This window comes from Robertmurraya kyonggiensis (assembly GCF_005116465.1).
Taxonomy (GTDB): Bacteria; Bacillota; Bacilli; order Bacillales; family Cytobacillaceae; genus Robertmurraya; species Robertmurraya kyonggiensis.
Window position 1 is genome coordinate 70879 of the sequence record NZ_SWBM01000009.1, and the last position, 17399, is coordinate 88277.

The following is a 17399-nucleotide window of genomic DNA, read 5'->3' on the forward strand; positions in this document are numbered from 1 at the left end:
CGCATTTATTTCAGTAATTTATTAACGAGAAAAGACTTTGTCTTTTAAGACATAATTCTTTGCCATTGGTTGCAATTACCTGTTTGTACCATTCAAATGATTTTTTCCTTTTTCTCTCTAAGCTCCCATGTCCATTGTTATCTTTATCCACATAGATGAAACCATAGCGCTTTTCCATTTCACCTGTTCCAAAGCTGACGATATCTATACATCCCCAAGGGGTGTACCCGAGTAACTCTACACCATCAATATTTATCGCCTTTTCCATCTCTACAATATGCTGTTTTAAATATTGGATACGATAGTCATCTTGAATCGAACCGTCTGCTTCAATCACATCTCTTGCCCCAAAACCATTTTCAACGATGAATAATGGTTTTTGATATCTTTCATAGACGACACTTAATGTGTATCTGAGCCCAACCGGATCGATTTGCCAGCCCCATTCACTAGCCTGAACATGTGGATTTCGAACGAGATGCTTGAACTCACCCGAACGACTGCCCTCGATTTTTCGAGAACTGACAACACCCGACATATAATAACTAAAGCCAATATAATCAACAGTTCCTTCTTTTAGAGCAGCTTCATCTGCCTCTGTATATTCGATATCGTAGCCATTACGCTCCCAATATTTCTTAATATACGAAGGGATTTCTCCTCGTGCATGAATATCACTAAAGAACCATCTGTTTCGCATCGCGATCACCGATTCCATCATATCTTCAGGATGACAAGAATAAGGGTATATCGGAACGTAAGCCATCATGCAGCCAATTTGAAAATCCGGGTTAATTTCGTGACCAAGCTTCACTACTTTTGCACTTGCGATTAACTCATATAGTGCTGCTTGATACATCGTTTCTTCCCTGTTCTCCCCTTCTTGAAAAAGAATTCCGGAGTTCGTGAAAATATGTAAATCATGTGTTGTATCCGATTGATTATTAATTTCGTTAAACGTCATCCAATACTTCACTTTATGTTTGTATCGTTTCATCACTGTTTCAGCATATGTAACAAAGAAATCGATTAACTTTCGATTTCTGAACCCGCCATATTTTTTTACAAGATGATACGGCATTTCAAAATGAGAAAGCGTAATAACGGGTTCGATATCATATTTTAATAGTTCATCAAATAAGTCATCATAGAATTGCAAGCCCGCTTCATTCGGCTGGTCATCATCCCCATTCGGGAAAATTCTTGACCAAGCTATGGAAGTACGAAAACTCTTAAATCCCATTTCTGCAAATAGTTTAATATCTTCTTTATATCTAGAATAAAAGTCGATTGCTTCATGATTGGGATAATTGTAGCCTTCCACTACTCCATCTGTGATTTGGCGTGGAACACCATGTCTACCTGCAGTCATCACATCCGCAATACTTGCACCTTTTCCATCCTTATTCCAACCGCCTTCAAGTTGATGAGCTGCTACCGCTCCACCCCATAAGAAATCTTTTGGAAAACCTACCATTTATGTTTCCTCCTACATGCTCGATTGCGAAACCGCTTTCGTATATTGTAGAAAGAAAAAATACAAGAGTCACTAGGCTGTATGGCGAAAAAAACTTGTTACGGCGTTTAAAAAATGTTACATAAAAAAAACAAGCGTTATTTGGTGCTTCCTTGTTCTAATAACCTTTGAACCTTTCTTCCGATCATTTCTAAAATGAACACTACCGGGACCTGGGAAGTAATATTGTATTCATTTTTCACTTTCATAAATTGCATATAATAGGCAATGTTCAAATCAGATAGCTTTGCTAATGTACATGTTTCATAATTGGTAATGCTAATAATGGCTGAAGACATACTTTTAAAGCGACTTACTTGCTTTAACGTCTCCTCGGTTTCTCCGGATACAGACAGGACAATTGTAACGGAGGAATCATAATAACCATCAGGTACTGGATAAAAAGGGTCATCCAAATGCTGGGCAAACTTGCCGACGTTGGATAGAAATCTTGCCCCGTATTTGCCGAGGGCTCCACTCGAACCGATCCCTAAAAAAATCACTTTGTTATTTTTGACGATCATTTCAGCAGCCTGATTTAACAGACTGTCGAATTCTTCATTGTTAATCTTCTTAAAGAAATCGATCATGTGGGAAGCATCTTCAGTCGGAAAAGATTGCTCTTGGCTTTCTTTATACATTTTGAGTTTGAATTTAAATTCCGTAAATCCATCCGTATTCATCTTTTTACAAAAACGGAGAATCGTCGTAGTCGAGACATGCGTTGCCTCGGATAATTCACGAATGCTCATATGATTGACTTTTTCAATATTGGAGATGACGTAATTATAAACAGCCAGTTCAAGCTCATTTAAACTACGAATTTCTTGTAGAGAAAACATGCGATCAATCCCTTTTCGTTTTTTGCTTTTAAGGTATTATCTCATTTTTTTGACGACTTGTAATTTCCTAGCTAATTACACTAGAATTTGTCATGGAATGTCGGAGAAATGAGAGGTGGTTTTATGATGAAATTGGGGCTTGTGGACAATAATCGTGGGATTTTAAGAAAGATGTCCTCATGCATCGAGCATGAGGACATAGATTACAGGGTTCATATAATAATGTCTCTATGAACTGGTCATGAAGACATTGATTAGTGGATTAATAGGAATAGTGTCCGCATGAAGTAGGCATGAAGACACTATTCCTTGGATTCTTAGTCATAGCGTTCTCATGAAGCGTCCATGAAGACACTATTCTCCGGATTCCAGTCAATAACATCCTCATGAAGCAATCATGAAGACACTATTCACCGGATTCTTATAAATAGCGTCCTCATGAAGCAGTCATGAAGACACTATTCACTGGATCCATATAAATAGTGTCCCCATGAAACAACCATAGGGACACCAAGTCCTAGATTCATAATAAAGTCGTCTCTATGAACCAGTCTGCCAAAATATTAAGCTTTAAATCTCGTCACCATTGACTGTAGCTCGTTTGCTAGTTTGTTTAACTCTTGAGCTGCATCAGACAATTGGCTAATGGATTCCATTTGTTCCTGCGTGCTTGCTTCAATCTCTAGTGTGAACTCAGAGTTGTTGCTTGCAATCGCCGTTAATTCCTTAGAAGTCGCAGAAACTTCTTCTGCCCCAGCTGAGATTTCCTGTGAAGAAGCAGAAATACTTTCGATTTTAGAAGAGATTTGGTCCGTGTACGCTTTAATCTTCTCAAAAAGTTGACCAGTAGCATGTGCGTACTCTGTTCCTTTTTGTGTTTCCTTCGTACCGACTACCATTGCGGATACCGCTTTGCTTGTCTCTACTTGAATCTCCTCAATAATCTTAGAAATTCTTTCCGTTGATTTGGATGATTCCTCAGCCAACTTTCGAACCTCTTGCGCGACAACTGCAAATCCTTTTCCATGCTCACCTGCGCGAGCTGCTTCAATCGCTGCATTTAGAGCAAGTAGGTTGGTCTGAGCTGAAATTCCTGTAATAACATCTAGAATGCTACTAATTTCATCAGAACGCTCTTGTAATGAGCTTACAACCTGACTTGATTTTTCAACCGTCTCGTTAATCGTGTCCATTTGCGTAACTACATTGCGAATGGACGATAAACCATCATAAGCAAATGATTCCATATCCTTTGATACTTGAGCAATATCTTGAGAGAAACTTGCGATTTCACCAATTCCAATTGCCATTTGTTCAATCGCTGCAGATGATTCCATGACAGACGTTTCAAGGACCTGAGTTTCATTTGTCATTTGCTTAATGTTATCACTCACTTGAGTGGATGCATCCATCGATTGATCTGTTACTTGTTTTACAAGACCTGATGATTGTAAAACAGTTGTAGATGTTTCACTAATTTTGCTAATCATTCTTTTCAAATCTAAAGCCATATCGTTGAAGGCTTGATTCATTTTACCAAGATCATCTTCACGAGTTGGCAATTGGATATCCAAGTTTCCATTGCTCATTTCCGTAATCCCAGCACTCAAATGCTTTAGCGGCTGTGCATTTTTACGAATCACAAAAATTTGCACTAACACAAACACAATCAGTAAAGGAATCAAGATTAAAAGGGAATTCATTAAGAATCGACTTGTTCCTTCCGTTACCATGCTTGCATCCACATCAACACCAAAATAAGCATACACTTCACCTGATTTATTGGTAATCGGATAAAGTACGGTAATCCACGTTCCAAAATCATCCTCATATACTTCTGTTGATGTTGGTTTCTTTGTTTCAATAAGCTTTTGGATTTCATCCACAATTAACGGTGGCTGTTCATAAAGATCCCCAATATGTATATCGAATTCAGCTAACGCATCAATCATATGACGCGGTGTTGAAATAATGACCGATTGGTTGCCTTCTTGAAGATCAGTTCCAAGGACATACCCTTGTGCAACCATTGGGTTATTTTCAGAAATAGAATCAAAAAACTCGATTAGTTTCTTCTGATCAGGGCCATTCGTATTCGGGTTTGCAGCTGATTTTTCGACTAGATCAAACTTAATCTTTTCTCCCCATTGATTCGCGATAGTCATCGCTTGCTTTTCCATTTCATTCTCTAATACGCTTTTTTGAATCTCGATACTGCTAACAAGTAGAATCACGCCAATAAGTAGCATTAATATGGACGTTAAAAGAATCGTTTTTAGCGTAAAAGATAGCTGTTTTAACTTTTTCATCACTTATCCCTCTTCCCTTTCTAGTCTTTAGTCCTTATACAAGCACTTGTTCTCGAGTTTTCAGGAAAAATTCTAGATGTTCTCTTAAGAAACCAACGTAGCGGTCGACTTCTTCCATTGTTGTGTATGGCGAAATCGAGAAAAATTTGTGCGCATAAACAGATATTTGTTGGCTCGAATTTGCTGCTGCGACAATACGTTGTTTTTTTGTATTTCCAAAAAAGACAGTATCGCGCTCAGCACCAATGACTTCTGCAAAGTCATCATTAAATTGGTTAATCTCCATTATTTCTTCAGCTGTTATAAGGCCATTCAATTCGTCATTCCATTTCACCGTTTCCGGATAAAAACGGAATGTGGTAATCGGAGAAACTTCGTTCGTGATGGCTACACTCGGCACAGCTTCAGTTAACTTCTCTCTAAAGGCCATATTAACGCGAATGTAGTTCGCTAAAAGTTCTTGATAACCTTCCACACCAAATGCCAATAGTGAAGCATAAATCGACATAGCACTACCCATTCGAGAACACTCAAGTGTGTAGCCCGTATGATAGCTACCATAGCCACGATTTCCAACATACGGCGTTTCATCCGCATCTAAATCCACATACTTCAGGTTTTCTCTATTTTTGATTAAAAATAGACTTGTAATATAAGGAGTCTGTCCAAGCTTATGGAAATCGAATACCATACTATCTGCAAGATTTATATATTTGAACTTCTGCTGATACGTTTTTAATACGTCGAAAACGCTGCCCTCTAGACTTAAAGGATTTCTTTCAAAATCATACTCATTAAAGAAGGTATACATCCCACCCATAGCCGTGTCAGCATGGATATAGACTGGATCTAAGCCGTGTTTTCGTTCCAGTTCCTCCGTTAAGTGCTTGATACCCGCAAGATCATCAATTCCAAAGGTATCAGTTGTCCCCATTGTCGCAAGGACATAGAGTGGCACACCGCCTTTAGCAATAACAAGCTCCATTTTTTCCTTCAAATCTTCTAGATTCATCGAATGATCGTCATTGACCTTGACGCGAATCATATGGTCGACACCAATTCCAGTCGCCTCAACAGATTTATACAGACTGTAGTGTGAAAGCTCTGAGCAGAAGCAATAGAGATTTTCAGGCACACCCGTTTGATTAGAAGATGGCGCATATCGAGCAATCGCAAGGCGTAAAGAGTTAAAGACAGCCCCTTGTCCACCCCAAGTTGTGTAACCTGTGCTGATATTCTCGTCGTAGCCGATCATTTTAGAAAGCATACTTGTTACTTCGACTTCTGCTGTTGCAGCAGCTGGGCCTTCTACATCCCATAGTCCATTCCCGTTAACGAGCACCATTACTAGATTTCCAATAATACTTGCAATATTCGGTAGTGGAGCTGCATTCGCTACATAGTTTCGATTGACATAACGATGTCCTTCTACTAATTTAAGAAGCTCTTCAATGACTTCCTCCATTGGCACGCCCATTTTCGGGACATTCGCTTTTTGAATCACACGATCATAGTAATCTTCCGTGTACTCCGGCATTTTTCCTAACGTTAATTTATTCGGATCCTTCAATTCATCGATTTTCGTTAAAATCGTTTTAAAGTGGGACAATACGTCCGCTCTTTGATCGTCATTTCCGTCCATGCTAGGAAACAATTTTTGTATATCATTCATTGATGTCATGTTTATTCCCTCCTAGATGTTAAATAGAGCTAAAATCCAATCGGATACTCCTGCTGCGTCGATAAAGACAACGATGATCGCAATTGGTACGATGTATTTTAAGGAAAAGTAACAGATTGAAAAGAACGCGTATCCGACGTTCGAGCCTTTTTTTAATTCTGCAAATAGTTCTGCTTTTGGTATTTTTCTTGATACAAAAATTGAAATTAATAATGCACCTAATGGCATTAGAATATTACTTACTGCATAATCCATTAGATCAAATATCGTCTTATCAAATAGTTTGGCATCTGATAACAGACCATAAGATAGACATGACGGGATTCCGACGATGAAAATAAGAATTCCAATTATCCAAGTTGTTTTTTTACGCTTACTCACATCATTTTTCGTAACAGCTGCCACTATGATTTCGATCATCGAGAATGCCGATGTTAAGGCAGCAAATAAGAATAAGATTAAGAATGCTAAGAAGAACAGCATCCCAAAAGGCATTTGGCTAAATACTGCTGGTAAAACTGAGAAAATTAACACAGGTCCTGCATTTGGTTCGAGTCCAAACGAGAATACACCTGGAAAAATGGCCAAACCTGCTAATAAAGCAATAACAACATTTAAGATAATGATAGAAATACCAGATTGAGGTAGGTTTTGCGTCTTTGGTAAGTAAGATGCATATGTAAGCATGACCGAAACCCCTAGTGATAAGGTAAAAAATGCTTGTCCTAGAGCAAATAAAATACTCTCAGATGTCAGTTTTGAAAAATCAGGCACAAGCAGGAATTTCACACCCTCCATCGCACCATCTAAGCTTAACGAGCGAATCACTAATGCAATAAAGAGAATAAGTAATGCTGGCATCATCACTTTGCTTGCAAGCTCGATTCCTTTTTGAACCCCTTGGGCAACGACAAAAATCGTAATAAGCATGAATGCAAGCTGTGCAAGAATCGTTGAATATGGTTCAGAAATTATTTCACCAAATAGCTGTCCATACTGGTCTTGCGATAATCCCGCTAACCCACCGCTCAAAATTTTGATGATATAGAGAATAATCCAACCGCCGACGACACTATAAAATGATAAGAGCACAAAGCTAGTAAACACACCGATTTTACCGATAAAGTTCCATTTCGGATTCGATGCTAGTTTGCTATAGGTTTGAATCGGATCGCTTTGACCCATTCTTCCAATCATGAATTCTCCTAATAATAAAGGCATCCCTAAAACGAGAGTAAATACTAAGAAAATAAGGAAGAAAGCTCCTCCTCCACCCGTTCCAGCTACATAAGGGAATTTCCAGATGGCTCCTAAGCCAATTGCTGACCCCGCTGCTGCTAACACGAAGCCGATTTTTGATTTCCATTGTTCTTGCTGTGACATTTCTACTTCCTTTCCTTTTGAATACCGCTCCTTCTAGTTGCTAGACAATTTTCGACAAAAAAAGCCCACACTAGGTGGACATAAAAAGGCAAAAAACAGCCTCATCAAGTAACTATCCAACCTTTTCGGCAACCCGGCTGCCATAGAATGGTCTCTTTAGGCCCGCAGCTTTGCGTCCCCATCTTTCAATGGGTTTGCTATTATCGAAGGAGTATTACAAAAATATAATTATTATTCGATTTTCATCCCTACAGAATTCACCTATCCGGGTAAAACATAGGAATAAAGTGTTATAAAAAGATGTTTACTTTTTCTACAACAGTATTATTTTACCATTATTATTATACTAATAAAAGAGTGAATATTTTCCTATATAATTTTTGATGGTTTCAATTAATTGTTTTTATGCTTTCACGCTACAGAACAAAAGCGCAAGCGCCTTGCTCAGCCCCGACAAGCGCTGGAGGACCAGATGATGAAGTTTGTTCTTCAACTTCATCATCTGGTCTGAAGCGACCTCGAGGGGCTAGGCGCTGGAGCTAAACGTAGATACACTTTATAACAAACTTATCCACAACAGCGAAATCCTAATTTACTATAAAAAAAAAACTTGGAGGGTATCCAAGTCTTAATTCGAATTTATTTTATAGAGAATCCAATTGTTTACCCTTAAATAACTTGAGGCACTTCTTAGTTTTGATTCCAAACAACGAGCTTTGTTTCGGTCATTTCATGGATCGCATATTTAAGTCCTTCTTTACCTGTTCCGCTCTCTTTCACGCCGCCATATGGCATTTGGTCGACTCGATAAGTTGGAATATCATTAATCATGACACCGCCGACTTCTAACTCTTTTGAAGCTTTGAAGGCTGTTTGAATATCATTCGTGAAGATCCCTGCTTGGAGGCCATAATTGGAATCATTAATGGCTGCAATTCCTTCTTCTACAGAAGAAATTCTGTTGACGACTACAATCGGAGCAAAAACTTCCTGACATGAAACCTTTAACGTCGCATCTACATTTGTTAAAATCGTTGGCATAAAGACGCCAGCGGCGATATTGCCACCTGCTACAACCTCAGCACCATTTTCAATTGCCTCTTGGACCCAGCTAAGCGCTCGATCTTGTTCATCACGATTAATCATCGCTGAGATATCTGTAGCTTCATCAAGTGGACTACCAACGACTAACTGCTTAGTGGCAGCGGTAAATTGTTCAACGAATGCATCAAAAAGTTCGTCCATGACATAGGTACGTTGTAACGAAATGCAGACTTGCCCTTGATTTGAAAAAGCCCCTGTCACACATTTCGGAACGATTTGTGCTAAATCTACATTTTTATCAATAATTAAGCCAGCGTTTGATCCAAGCTCAAGAGCCACTTTTTTCAAACCAGCCTTGTTGCGAATATCAATTCCTACACCAGGGCTACCTGTAAATGTAATCATTTTGACTTTGTCACTTGTCACCAACGCATCCCCAACTATTCGACCACTACCTGTAACGACGTTAAAAGCTCCTTTCGGCAAGGCAGTTTGGTCAATTAATTCAGCTAAAAATAGAGCTGAAAGTGGCGTTTGGGAAGCAGGCTTCAGAACGATAGTATTCCCAGCTGCAATAGCAGGTCCTACTTTATGCGCTACTAAGTTTTGCGGGAAATTAAATGGCGTAATCGCTCCAATCACTCCGAGTGGTTGCTCAATTGTGTATCCAAAGCGATTTGCTCCGTTTTTCGCAGCGTCCATCGGAATCATTTCACCGGTTAAACGTTTTGCTTCTTCCGCAGCAAATTTATACGTTTCAATTGTACGATCGATTTCTCCTAATGCGAATTTCATTGGTTTCGCTGCTTCTAACGAGATAATTTCAGCTGCTTTTTGACGGTTTTCCATGAATAGTTGTGCAATATTTTCTAAAATCGCAGCACGTTCATAGGCAGTCAGTTCTGCCATTTGCTTTCTTGCCTTGTAGGCAATGTCAATTACTTGGCCAACTTCTTCAAGAGTTGCTTGTGGAATTTGAGCGATGACTTCTTTAGAATAAGGGGAGTAGAGATCTGCATATTTCTCCGCAGCCTTCCATTCACCATTTACATAATATTGCTTTTTCATATTCATACCCTCTTTTGCATTTTAGGTGGTTTCTTTTCATCTATATTTTAACAAAGTATTCTTAATCAATAAAATCTTTCGACTTTTATTCCTTATGCACGGTGCAGGTCCAGTATTTCCGTTCAAGATAACTCACTTAACTCTTCATTAATAATAAAGGCTTTCCACAAGTTTTTGAATAACTCATGAGAAGCCTCTTTAATTAATCTATTTCACTTTCACCTGTAGCAAAACGGATTTGCCGAATGTTACTAGGTTTGCTTCTGTTTTGGTTAAGGATTCTACCGATTCAGAGTTGGTGATGACAATTGGTGATATTGTGCTTTCTGCTTTTTCTTTCACAAGGTCCAAATCAAAGGTAACAAGTGTGTCGCCTGCTTTCACTATGTCACCTTGTTTCACATGGCCTGTGAATCCTTCTCCACCCATGGCGACCGTTTCCATCCCAATATGAATTAAGACTTCTAACCCATCTTTGGTGCGAATCCCAACAGCATGATTCGTCGGAAAGATTTGTGCAATCTCTCCATCTACAGGAGCAACGACTACCCCTTCAACAGGTTCAATCGCGATGCCATCCCCAATCATTTTTTGACTAAACACTTGGTCTGGAACATCTTCAATTTTAACTACATTTCCCGTAATAGGTGCAACCAGATCCACTAAAATCTCTTTTTTTCCAAACAGTTTCTTAAACATACTATTATTCTCCCTTTGATTAAGGCTGTTTCCTTATATTTATTTTTTTCGTAAAAACCCAACTGCCGGTTTTTACTTCTAAAATACGAGATAGCGATACTTATATCGTATACAAGGACCCTTTTTTCTTTCTATTTAGGGTGCCTTCCATGCGACAATTATTTAGTTATGTTTAGTTCTATTCAAAAGAAAATACTTTGAAAAAAGAGCCTTGAAAAAGGCGAAAAAGCACTATGCATTTTTCGCCCTTTCTCTCTATCTACTATTATTTTAATTCTGGCCAGTACCCTTTGTTTGCTTCGATTAAATCATCTAATAGATCTTTCGCCACTTTTGCACTTGACACTGTTTTAGATAATGTTAATGCCTGCCATAGCTTTTGGTAACTGCCTTCAATATACGCTTGAACAACTAGTTTCTCAACCGTAACCTGCTGGTACATGAGGGCACGTTGGAATTCAGGAATCTTGCCTTGACTTAATGGTTCTGGACCGTCAGTACCAACGATACAAGGAACTTCTACCATTGCATCATCATCAAAGTTCGCAATCGCTCCATTGTTTTCAACAATCAACAGCATTCTTTCATGTGTGTTAAAAGCAATCGCGCGTGCTAGGTCGACAACAAAGGTAGCATGTGCGCCCATTTCGAATTCAGAGCCTTCTGCTGTTCCTTTTTCCACAATCGCTTTTGCAGTTGAGAAAACTGTTTTTTCACGACCATCGATGACCTCATTAGCTCTTGAATAGCTCGGATTTGAATGTTCAACTACATAATCAGGATACAAATAGTATTTTAAATACGTATTTGGTAAGAATCTTGGATCAACTGCAAGTAAATCCTTCGCCTTTTTATGCGTTTCTTGCCAGCTAGCATCCATATGCTGCGTATCTACTTCTTTTTGTGTTAGGTAGCCATTTTCTGCTACATAGTCACGAATTTGTGGAAGATATTCGTTTCCTTCCTTGTCCTTAACACTTGTCCACCAACCAAAATGGTTTAATCCGAAGTATCGTACTTCTAAATCCTTTGGCTCTTTACCAATGATATGAGACATTCTGCGTAATGTTCCAACAGGCATATCACAAATGTTCAATACCTTTGAATTTGGACGAAGAACGCGGCATGCTTCAGCAACGATTGCTGCAGGGTTTGAATAGTTCAACATCCAGCAGTCCGGTGAATATTTTTCCATTAGGTCAATCATTTCAATCATGTCACCGATGCTTCGCATTCCATACGCGATTCCGCCAGGTCCACAAGTTTCTTGGCCAACTACTCCATATTTCAAAGGAATCTTTTCATCCTTCTCACGCATTTCATATTTTCCAGTACGGATATGAGCGAAACAGAAATCAACGTCTGTGAACGCTTCCTCTGGATTTGTTGTAAAAGTGTACTCAATATCTGGTGCTTTTTCTTTTAAAACGATATCAAGTGCTTCACCTAATACAGCTTGTCTTTGTTCGTCATTATCATATAATTTTAATTTGCGAAGTGGAAAACGATCCAAGTTATCCAGTAACATCATCACGATTCCTGGTGTGTAAGTACTTCCTCCGCCTGCAATAACTACTGAGAATTTTTTCATGTTCTCCATTCCCTTCTACTATTTTATATTTTCTATTCGTTTGCTGAAAATCCTAAATAACTGTCTACTGCTTTTCGAATGCTTGTTACTTGTAATCCGTATACAACCTGAACATTTTTATCTCGAATGATGACTCCACTAGCACCTGTTTGTTGCTTCAACACATCTTCATCAACAGCCTCTGGGTTATCTAGGGTTAATCGAAGTCTTGTGTAGCAGTTTGTGACTGTATTAATATTGCTTGCTCCACCTAGTGCGCCAACAATAACTCCAGCAATGTCATCTTCTGCTTCTGGATTTGCTGATGCACCAGCTTTTTTCTCGTTGTAATCTTTCTTTGAATATAATTTTGTTTCTTCGCCCGCATCTTCTCTTCCGACTGTTTTAAAGTTGAACTTCGTAATTAAGAAACGGAATACGAGATAGTAGATAGCGAAGTACATTAATCCTACTAAGATGTACATTGGCCAATGTGTTTTTTCGATTCCTAACGGTAAGTTGAATAATAGGAAGTCAATCATTCCGTTTGGACCAATCGCTCTAACATCTAATAAATTCAATGTCACCATACTCAAACCACTTAAAGCAGCGTGAACTACGAATAACAATGGAGCGACGAACATGAATGAGAATTCGATTGGTTCTGTTACACCTGCAATCATAGAAGTAACTGCAGCTGGAATTAAAATCGCTTTTACCTTACGCTTGTTCTCTGGCTTCGCACAATGGTACATGGCCAAACATGCTCCGATTAGACCGAACATTTTTGAAATACCACGAGCATCCCAGATAACACTTTCAGAAAGAACCTTTACTGCTGGGTCTGCGATTTCCGCATAGTAAATGTTTCTTGCACCTTCATACACTTGCCCGCCAACATCTACAACACCACCCAATGATGTGTATAAGAACGGTGTATAAACTAAGTGATGTAGTCCAGTTGGAATTAACAGACGCTCTAATGCACCATATAAGAAAACTCCAAAGTTTCCACTGTGATTAATTAGTGTTCCTAGTTGATTGATTCCACTCTGGAAGAATGGCCAAATATAAGTAAGTGCAATTGATAGTAAAACCACGACCGGAATCAGTACGATGAAAACGAATCGTGAGCCGCCATAAATTTGAAAAGCACCTTTGAATTCTTTATCAATGAACTTGTTATGAACCATGGCTGTGATTGCTCCAAGAATCAGCCCTAGAAACACACCCATGTCAAGAATTTGTACACCTAATACTAGAGTTTGTCCGGTACCCTGCAAGGATTCTCCTTCAAAAAGCACCCCGCTGAGACCCATGAATTTATTCATTGCATTTACAAACACTAAATATCCTAATAAGGCAGTGAATCCAGCAAACGCTTTCTCTTTATTCGCCAAACCAACCGCGATACCAACACAGAATATAAGTCCTAAGTTACCAAGAATAGATACGAGTGATCCGGTTAAAATGGTTCCGAATCCTGTCGTAATCGGATTATCTAAAAATGGCATGACTTCCATTAATCTTGCGTTCGTTAATAAATTTCCTAAGGCAATTAATATACCAGCAATTGGTAGAATAAGTACTGGAATGAACATTGCTTTTGAAAAGCGCTGCATGCCATCCATGATTTTTGTTTTCATATTGCCTTCCCCCTATGCATTTTTTCTAACACGTTTAGATTACAATGTAACCGCTTTACTGTCGATAGATTCAGCAAGTTAAAAAACGTGTTTCACTCATAGAAACACGTTTCATGTATCGCTATTCTTTTTTCGAAAGAAACCCTTCAATATACTGTTTGAAAATGAATTCAAACATAAGAAGTAGACTTGGAAAGAAGCTATTGGGTAACATATTTCGGTCGTCGAGCTTATTATGGTCAATTATTTTAAAGTTTAAATCAGAAATCTGAGCAACCCGATTATCCGTTTCTTTTGTAAAAGAAACCGTAAAAATTCGATGTTCCTTAGCTGCGAGTAATTTATCAATGACCACTTGTGTTTCCCCTGATTTTGAGATGACAACGAGTGCACCAATATCTTCAAGATTATTTTCGAATACGCCAATCGAATCGGTTCCACTGGCAAAAATCGTTTTTCTCCCTAGAACCAATAGCTTTTTGTATAGATATTCTGCTGCAATCGCTGAAAAGCCAGTTGCATACACAAAAATATACTTTTGGTTAAGCTTCAGAACTTTTTCAATAAACATTTCGATTTCTGCCATCGTATTATGGGTCAAGAGGTCTTGTTGGCTGCTTCCTAAAAAGTCCTCGTTCATCTCGTTGTTCGGAGTATCCACTTGTTTCACGAGTGGCAAAAGCTGATAATACATATCGACAAATCCGCTATAGCCCAATTTTTTAGACAGACGAATTACAGTCGCTGGGGAAGTGAAATTCTCCTTCGCGATCGTACGCACTCCTTTTTGCAGAACATTATCAATATTCGTGACAATATATTGGACAAGTTGGACGTCTAGTTCCGTTAAATTTTTCCCTTGAATCAATTTGCTAATATCAATCATCTAATCACCCTCAATCTCGGGAGCATACTCCTGTTACTATTCAATTTATATTATCGGATTCACAATTTATCTACAATGCTTTTATGAATATTATGTACAAAGAACAAATAAGACTGAACAGCCATCTGTTCAGTCTTTCTATCATTATTTGGTACCCGCGACACTCTCAGGTGAACTTTCCTTTTTATGTTGTATAAAGGTCCTCCAAATGGCTACTAATGAATAGCCGAACAGTAGTAAGCCAGGGATTAAAAAAAGTAGCAAGCTTCCACCCTTTGACTTTGTAAATTCAATGAAATACCCGATGTATGGAATGGTGATATTCGTATATTCTCCGATGACATTCTGTGGCAAAACAAGGTTCATATCTTTCGTTTTATTACTATCACCCTTCATCCGATACATTGTTCTTCCGTTTTTTTGCACCACATCAACGATACGATGTGTAACAATTCTGTTTTCAGTTGCTTTAAAAGTGATGATGTCGTTTTCTTTAAGAGTTGTCGGGTCTCCACCTGTCTTTACGATAATAATGGAGCCCGTTTTAATATTTGGCTCCATGGAACCAGAAAGAACTGTTTTGATTTGATAGCCAAATAGGTTTGGTTCTCCACCTGAAAAAATGGCTGAACCAATGACAAAAAACGTAAACAGAAGGGCAACATAAAATAGAAAAGCTAAGCTTTTGCTAAGAAACCTAGTTATAGATTTAAGAATCATTAATATTCTCTCCTATTCCCTATCTAATCTGGCTATAAAACAGACCTACTCTTCTAGTTCATCCTACTCCTCATGAATATGCTGTCCGTGATCACCTACCTGTTCCTCTTGTACTACTTCAGCTTCTTGTACTTCTTGTACTTCTTCTGCTTCTTGTTCTTCTACTATTTCTTGTTGTTCTTGGGCAATCTCTTCAACTTCTTGTTCTTTTTGTTCTTCATTTGTAGGAGTCTGTTGTTCAGTACCTTTTTGCACCTCTTTTTCTGGTGTTGCCTCTTCCTCAGTTGATTTATCAATACAAGTAACTTGAATTTTTTCACTCCAAACGACTGAGCGTGATTCATAGTTTTCTTGATAGCCAGGTCTCTGAATAATTTTGAAGGTGTAAAATCCAGGTTTATCAGCTTGATAGGTTAGATTCAATGTACTGTTTGACTTCATTTTCTCAATTATGCCCTCAGCTATTTTTTGATTTGGCTGCAAGGAATCAGCGTAGTGTACTTCATATTCTGTGGTTCCTATCATAGAAAATCCTTTATTCACGATTCCAGCTGTGATGGTAACAGGAGTACATGAAACCACACTTTTTTGGTAATTCGTTGTGAATTGCAAATCGCTTTTATCCCACCAGGTGCCCACTTGGATGACAGAGTCCCATTGCTCACTATCACTATAGTAAGCTTTAGTGCTAGAGGTAACCAATGAACTAGTTAATAGAAAGACATACACAAATACAAATATGGTGAGTAAAAATCTTTTACGAGCAGTAAATAAGGATTTCATTCGTACCTCCCTTTCTTTAATTGTTATCTTAAATGTACACATAGGTGTTGTAGACTTAAGATAGCAATCAAAAATTAGTAAACGAGATTGAGAATCTGATCAATCTCGTTTACTCGATATCTCATATTACTCTTTATGTTCCCCTTCACCTTGTTTCGCTTCTAATGCAAAAGTTAGATTTAAGGAATCACCTTGGAATTGATTTTGATCCTCGCCATTGTCGACAAATTCAAATTGGACAAACATCAAGTCGCTAGTACCTGCTTCAAGCCCGCTTTGCTCGAATCCTTCAAGAATTTTCAACTCTACTAGGTCTGGAGTCAAATTTTGCAGATCGTACAAAGTAGTTGAATAAACAATGTCGTTATATTCAAATGGGCTTTGCTTGTCCACATTCTCAAGGAAATTCACACGGATGTGCTTTCCGAAGTCATCCACGTTATTTCCATTTGCATCATTCACTGTATATGAGGTGTTCAGCACAACTTCAGAAATATCGATAGAACCCAAGTTATCAAGATAAAATACTCGATTCATCCAATCTCCTGGTTTGATTCCGTCCACATCAATGACGACTTCAGGGTCAACAGCTAAATCTAGCGTTCCTGCTACAAACGAACCAGATGCTTCTGCCGTATCACTAAAATATGAATAAGTACCTCCGGCCAATAGTGCCAATCCTAGTGCAGCTGATGCTAGACTTAGTCCAATTCTCTTTTTTGCATTCATTCGTCCATCCTCCTTTTTTTCCTTTAAAATAATGGATTCAACCCTCTAAATTTCATACTCTAGTATTCCAAGTTCGTTCTTATTAGAGAATTGTTACTGATATATATGACAAGCTTTCTCGTAAAATACTAAAATATTTTAATATTATTCAAAAATTTACTAGAAAATAGAATTACTTATTTTCCGCTTGAGTGAACCCTTTTTAACTTCCCTTGAAAGCCTGATACTTTTTCTAGTTCAGGTCTACCTAGGGCAGGTCTTTCAGGTCTCTCTTTTTGTTGTAGGATTGGCCTATTTTCGACAATAGGAGCCGTGCTACCTACAGCTTCTTTTCTAGGAGATACCGTCTTCTCTATTTCCTTTGCTTCACGCTCATAGGCTTGTCCTCTGGATGTGTTTTCTTTTGAAAAAGCTGAGATCGAAAAATAAGTTAGGGTAGAAACAAAAGTGACCGATATGATAATTGAAAGTAGAGTAGTCTTTCCTTTTCGTTTCAATTACTTCTCTTCCTTTCGGGAAAAAA

General features: G+C 38.4%; 14 protein-coding genes and 1 riboswitch. All 14 genes read right to left on the minus strand.

Annotated features, from left to right (window positions below; genetic code table 11):
• Positions 1 to 10 precede the first annotated feature (10 nt).
• A complete protein-coding gene (locus FA727_RS21855; RefSeq protein ID WP_136833605.1) occupies positions 11 to 1477 on the minus strand; it encodes a 6-phospho-beta-glucosidase in 1467 nt (488 codons plus the stop codon).
• Between the two features lie 137 nt (positions 1478 to 1614).
• Positions 1615 to 2358: a MurR/RpiR family transcriptional regulator gene (locus FA727_RS21860; protein WP_136833606.1), complete on the minus strand. Its 744-nt coding sequence runs from the start codon at positions 2356 to 2358 to the stop codon at positions 1615 to 1617.
• A gap of 563 nt (positions 2359 to 2921) precedes the next feature.
• Positions 2922 to 4667, minus strand: coding sequence for a methyl-accepting chemotaxis protein (locus tag FA727_RS21865; RefSeq protein WP_136833607.1), 1746 nt, complete (start codon positions 4665 to 4667; stop codon positions 2922 to 2924).
• Positions 4668 to 4701: 34 nt separating this feature from the next.
• The gene (locus FA727_RS21870) at positions 4702 to 6339 is read right to left on the minus strand and encodes a pyridoxal phosphate-dependent decarboxylase family protein (RefSeq protein ID WP_136833648.1); all 1638 of its coding nucleotides are present in this window, start codon (positions 6337 to 6339) and stop codon (positions 4702 to 4704) included.
• 21 nt (positions 6340 to 6360) lie between these two features.
• The gene (locus FA727_RS21875; protein ID WP_136833608.1) at positions 6361 to 7731 is read right to left on the minus strand and encodes a sodium-dependent transporter; all 1371 of its coding nucleotides are present in this window, start codon (positions 7729 to 7731) and stop codon (positions 6361 to 6363) included.
• Between the two features lie 124 nt (positions 7732 to 7855).
• Positions 7856 to 7940: riboswitch (cyclic di-GMP riboswitch) on the minus strand.
• A 481-nt stretch (positions 7941 to 8421) separates the two neighbouring features.
• Positions 8422 to 9843, minus strand: a complete 1422-nt coding sequence (locus FA727_RS21880; RefSeq protein WP_136833609.1) for an aldehyde dehydrogenase family protein — start codon at positions 9841 to 9843, stop codon at positions 8422 to 8424.
• A gap of 207 nt (positions 9844 to 10050) precedes the next feature.
• Positions 10051 to 10542: a PTS sugar transporter subunit IIA gene (locus FA727_RS21885; RefSeq protein ID WP_136833610.1), complete on the minus strand. Its 492-nt coding sequence runs from the start codon at positions 10540 to 10542 to the stop codon at positions 10051 to 10053.
• Between the two features lie 265 nt (positions 10543 to 10807).
• Positions 10808 to 12133: a 6-phospho-alpha-glucosidase gene (locus FA727_RS21890; protein ID WP_170209301.1), complete on the minus strand. Its 1326-nt coding sequence runs from the start codon at positions 12131 to 12133 to the stop codon at positions 10808 to 10810.
• Positions 12134 to 12165: 32 nt separating this feature from the next.
• Complete coding sequence (locus tag FA727_RS21895; RefSeq protein WP_136833612.1) at positions 12166 to 13758, minus strand: PTS transporter subunit EIIC; 1593 nt, start codon at positions 13756 to 13758, stop codon at positions 12166 to 12168.
• A 121-nt stretch (positions 13759 to 13879) separates the two neighbouring features.
• Positions 13880 to 14644 (minus strand): MurR/RpiR family transcriptional regulator, encoded by a 765-nt coding sequence (locus FA727_RS21900; protein WP_136833613.1) that lies wholly within the window; start codon positions 14642 to 14644, stop codon positions 13880 to 13882.
• Between the two features lie 144 nt (positions 14645 to 14788).
• Positions 14789 to 15364, minus strand: coding sequence for a signal peptidase I SipW (gene sipW / locus FA727_RS21905; RefSeq protein WP_136833614.1), 576 nt, complete (start codon positions 15362 to 15364; stop codon positions 14789 to 14791).
• Between the two features lie 63 nt (positions 15365 to 15427).
• Entirely contained in the window at positions 15428 to 16147 is a 720-nt protein-coding gene (tapA, locus tag FA727_RS21910) for an amyloid fiber anchoring/assembly protein TapA (protein WP_158318949.1), read from the minus strand.
• 126 nt (positions 16148 to 16273) lie between these two features.
• On the minus strand, positions 16274 to 16876 hold the full coding sequence (locus FA727_RS21915) for a TasA family protein (RefSeq protein ID WP_136833616.1): 603 nt from the start codon (positions 16874 to 16876) through the stop codon (positions 16274 to 16276).
• Positions 16877 to 17052: 176 nt separating this feature from the next.
• Positions 17053 to 17373, minus strand: a complete 321-nt coding sequence (locus FA727_RS21920) for a hypothetical protein (RefSeq protein ID WP_136833617.1) — start codon at positions 17371 to 17373, stop codon at positions 17053 to 17055.
• Between the last annotated feature and the right edge of the window lie 26 nt (positions 17374 to 17399).

Coding starts and splice junctions, on each gene's coding strand:
- FA727_RS21870 (WP_136833648.1), bottom strand. CDS start 6,339: ATGAATGATATACAAAAATTGTTTCCTAGCATGGACGGAAATGACGAT.
- FA727_RS21880 (WP_136833609.1), bottom strand. CDS start 9,843: ATGAAAAAGCAATATTATGTAAATGGTGAATGGAAGGCTGCGGAGAAA.
- tapA (WP_158318949.1), bottom strand. CDS start 16,147: ATGAAATCCTTATTTACTGCTCGTAAAAGATTTTTACTCACCATATTT.
- FA727_RS21895 (WP_136833612.1), bottom strand. CDS start 13,758: ATGAAAACAAAAATCATGGATGGCATGCAGCGCTTTTCAAAAGCAATG.
- FA727_RS21915 (WP_136833616.1), bottom strand. CDS start 16,876: ATGAATGCAAAAAAGAGAATTGGACTAAGTCTAGCATCAGCTGCACTA.
- FA727_RS21865 (WP_136833607.1), bottom strand. CDS start 4,667: ATGAAAAAGTTAAAACAGCTATCTTTTACGCTAAAAACGATTCTTTTA.
- FA727_RS21885 (WP_136833610.1), bottom strand. CDS start 10,542: ATGTTTAAGAAACTGTTTGGAAAAAAAGAGATTTTAGTGGATCTGGTT.
- FA727_RS21875 (WP_136833608.1), bottom strand. CDS start 7,731: ATGTCACAGCAAGAACAATGGAAATCAAAAATCGGCTTCGTGTTAGCA.
- sipW (WP_136833614.1), bottom strand. CDS start 15,364: ATGATTCTTAAATCTATAACTAGGTTTCTTAGCAAAAGCTTAGCTTTT.
- FA727_RS21890 (WP_170209301.1), bottom strand. CDS start 12,133: ATGAAAAAATTCTCAGTAGTTATTGCAGGCGGAGGAAGTACTTACACA.
- FA727_RS21860 (WP_136833606.1), bottom strand. CDS start 2,358: ATGTTTTCTCTACAAGAAATTCGTAGTTTAAATGAGCTTGAACTGGCT.
- FA727_RS21900 (WP_136833613.1), bottom strand. CDS start 14,644: ATGATTGATATTAGCAAATTGATTCAAGGGAAAAATTTAACGGAACTA.
- FA727_RS21855 (WP_136833605.1), bottom strand. CDS start 1,477: ATGGTAGGTTTTCCAAAAGATTTCTTATGGGGTGGAGCGGTAGCAGCT.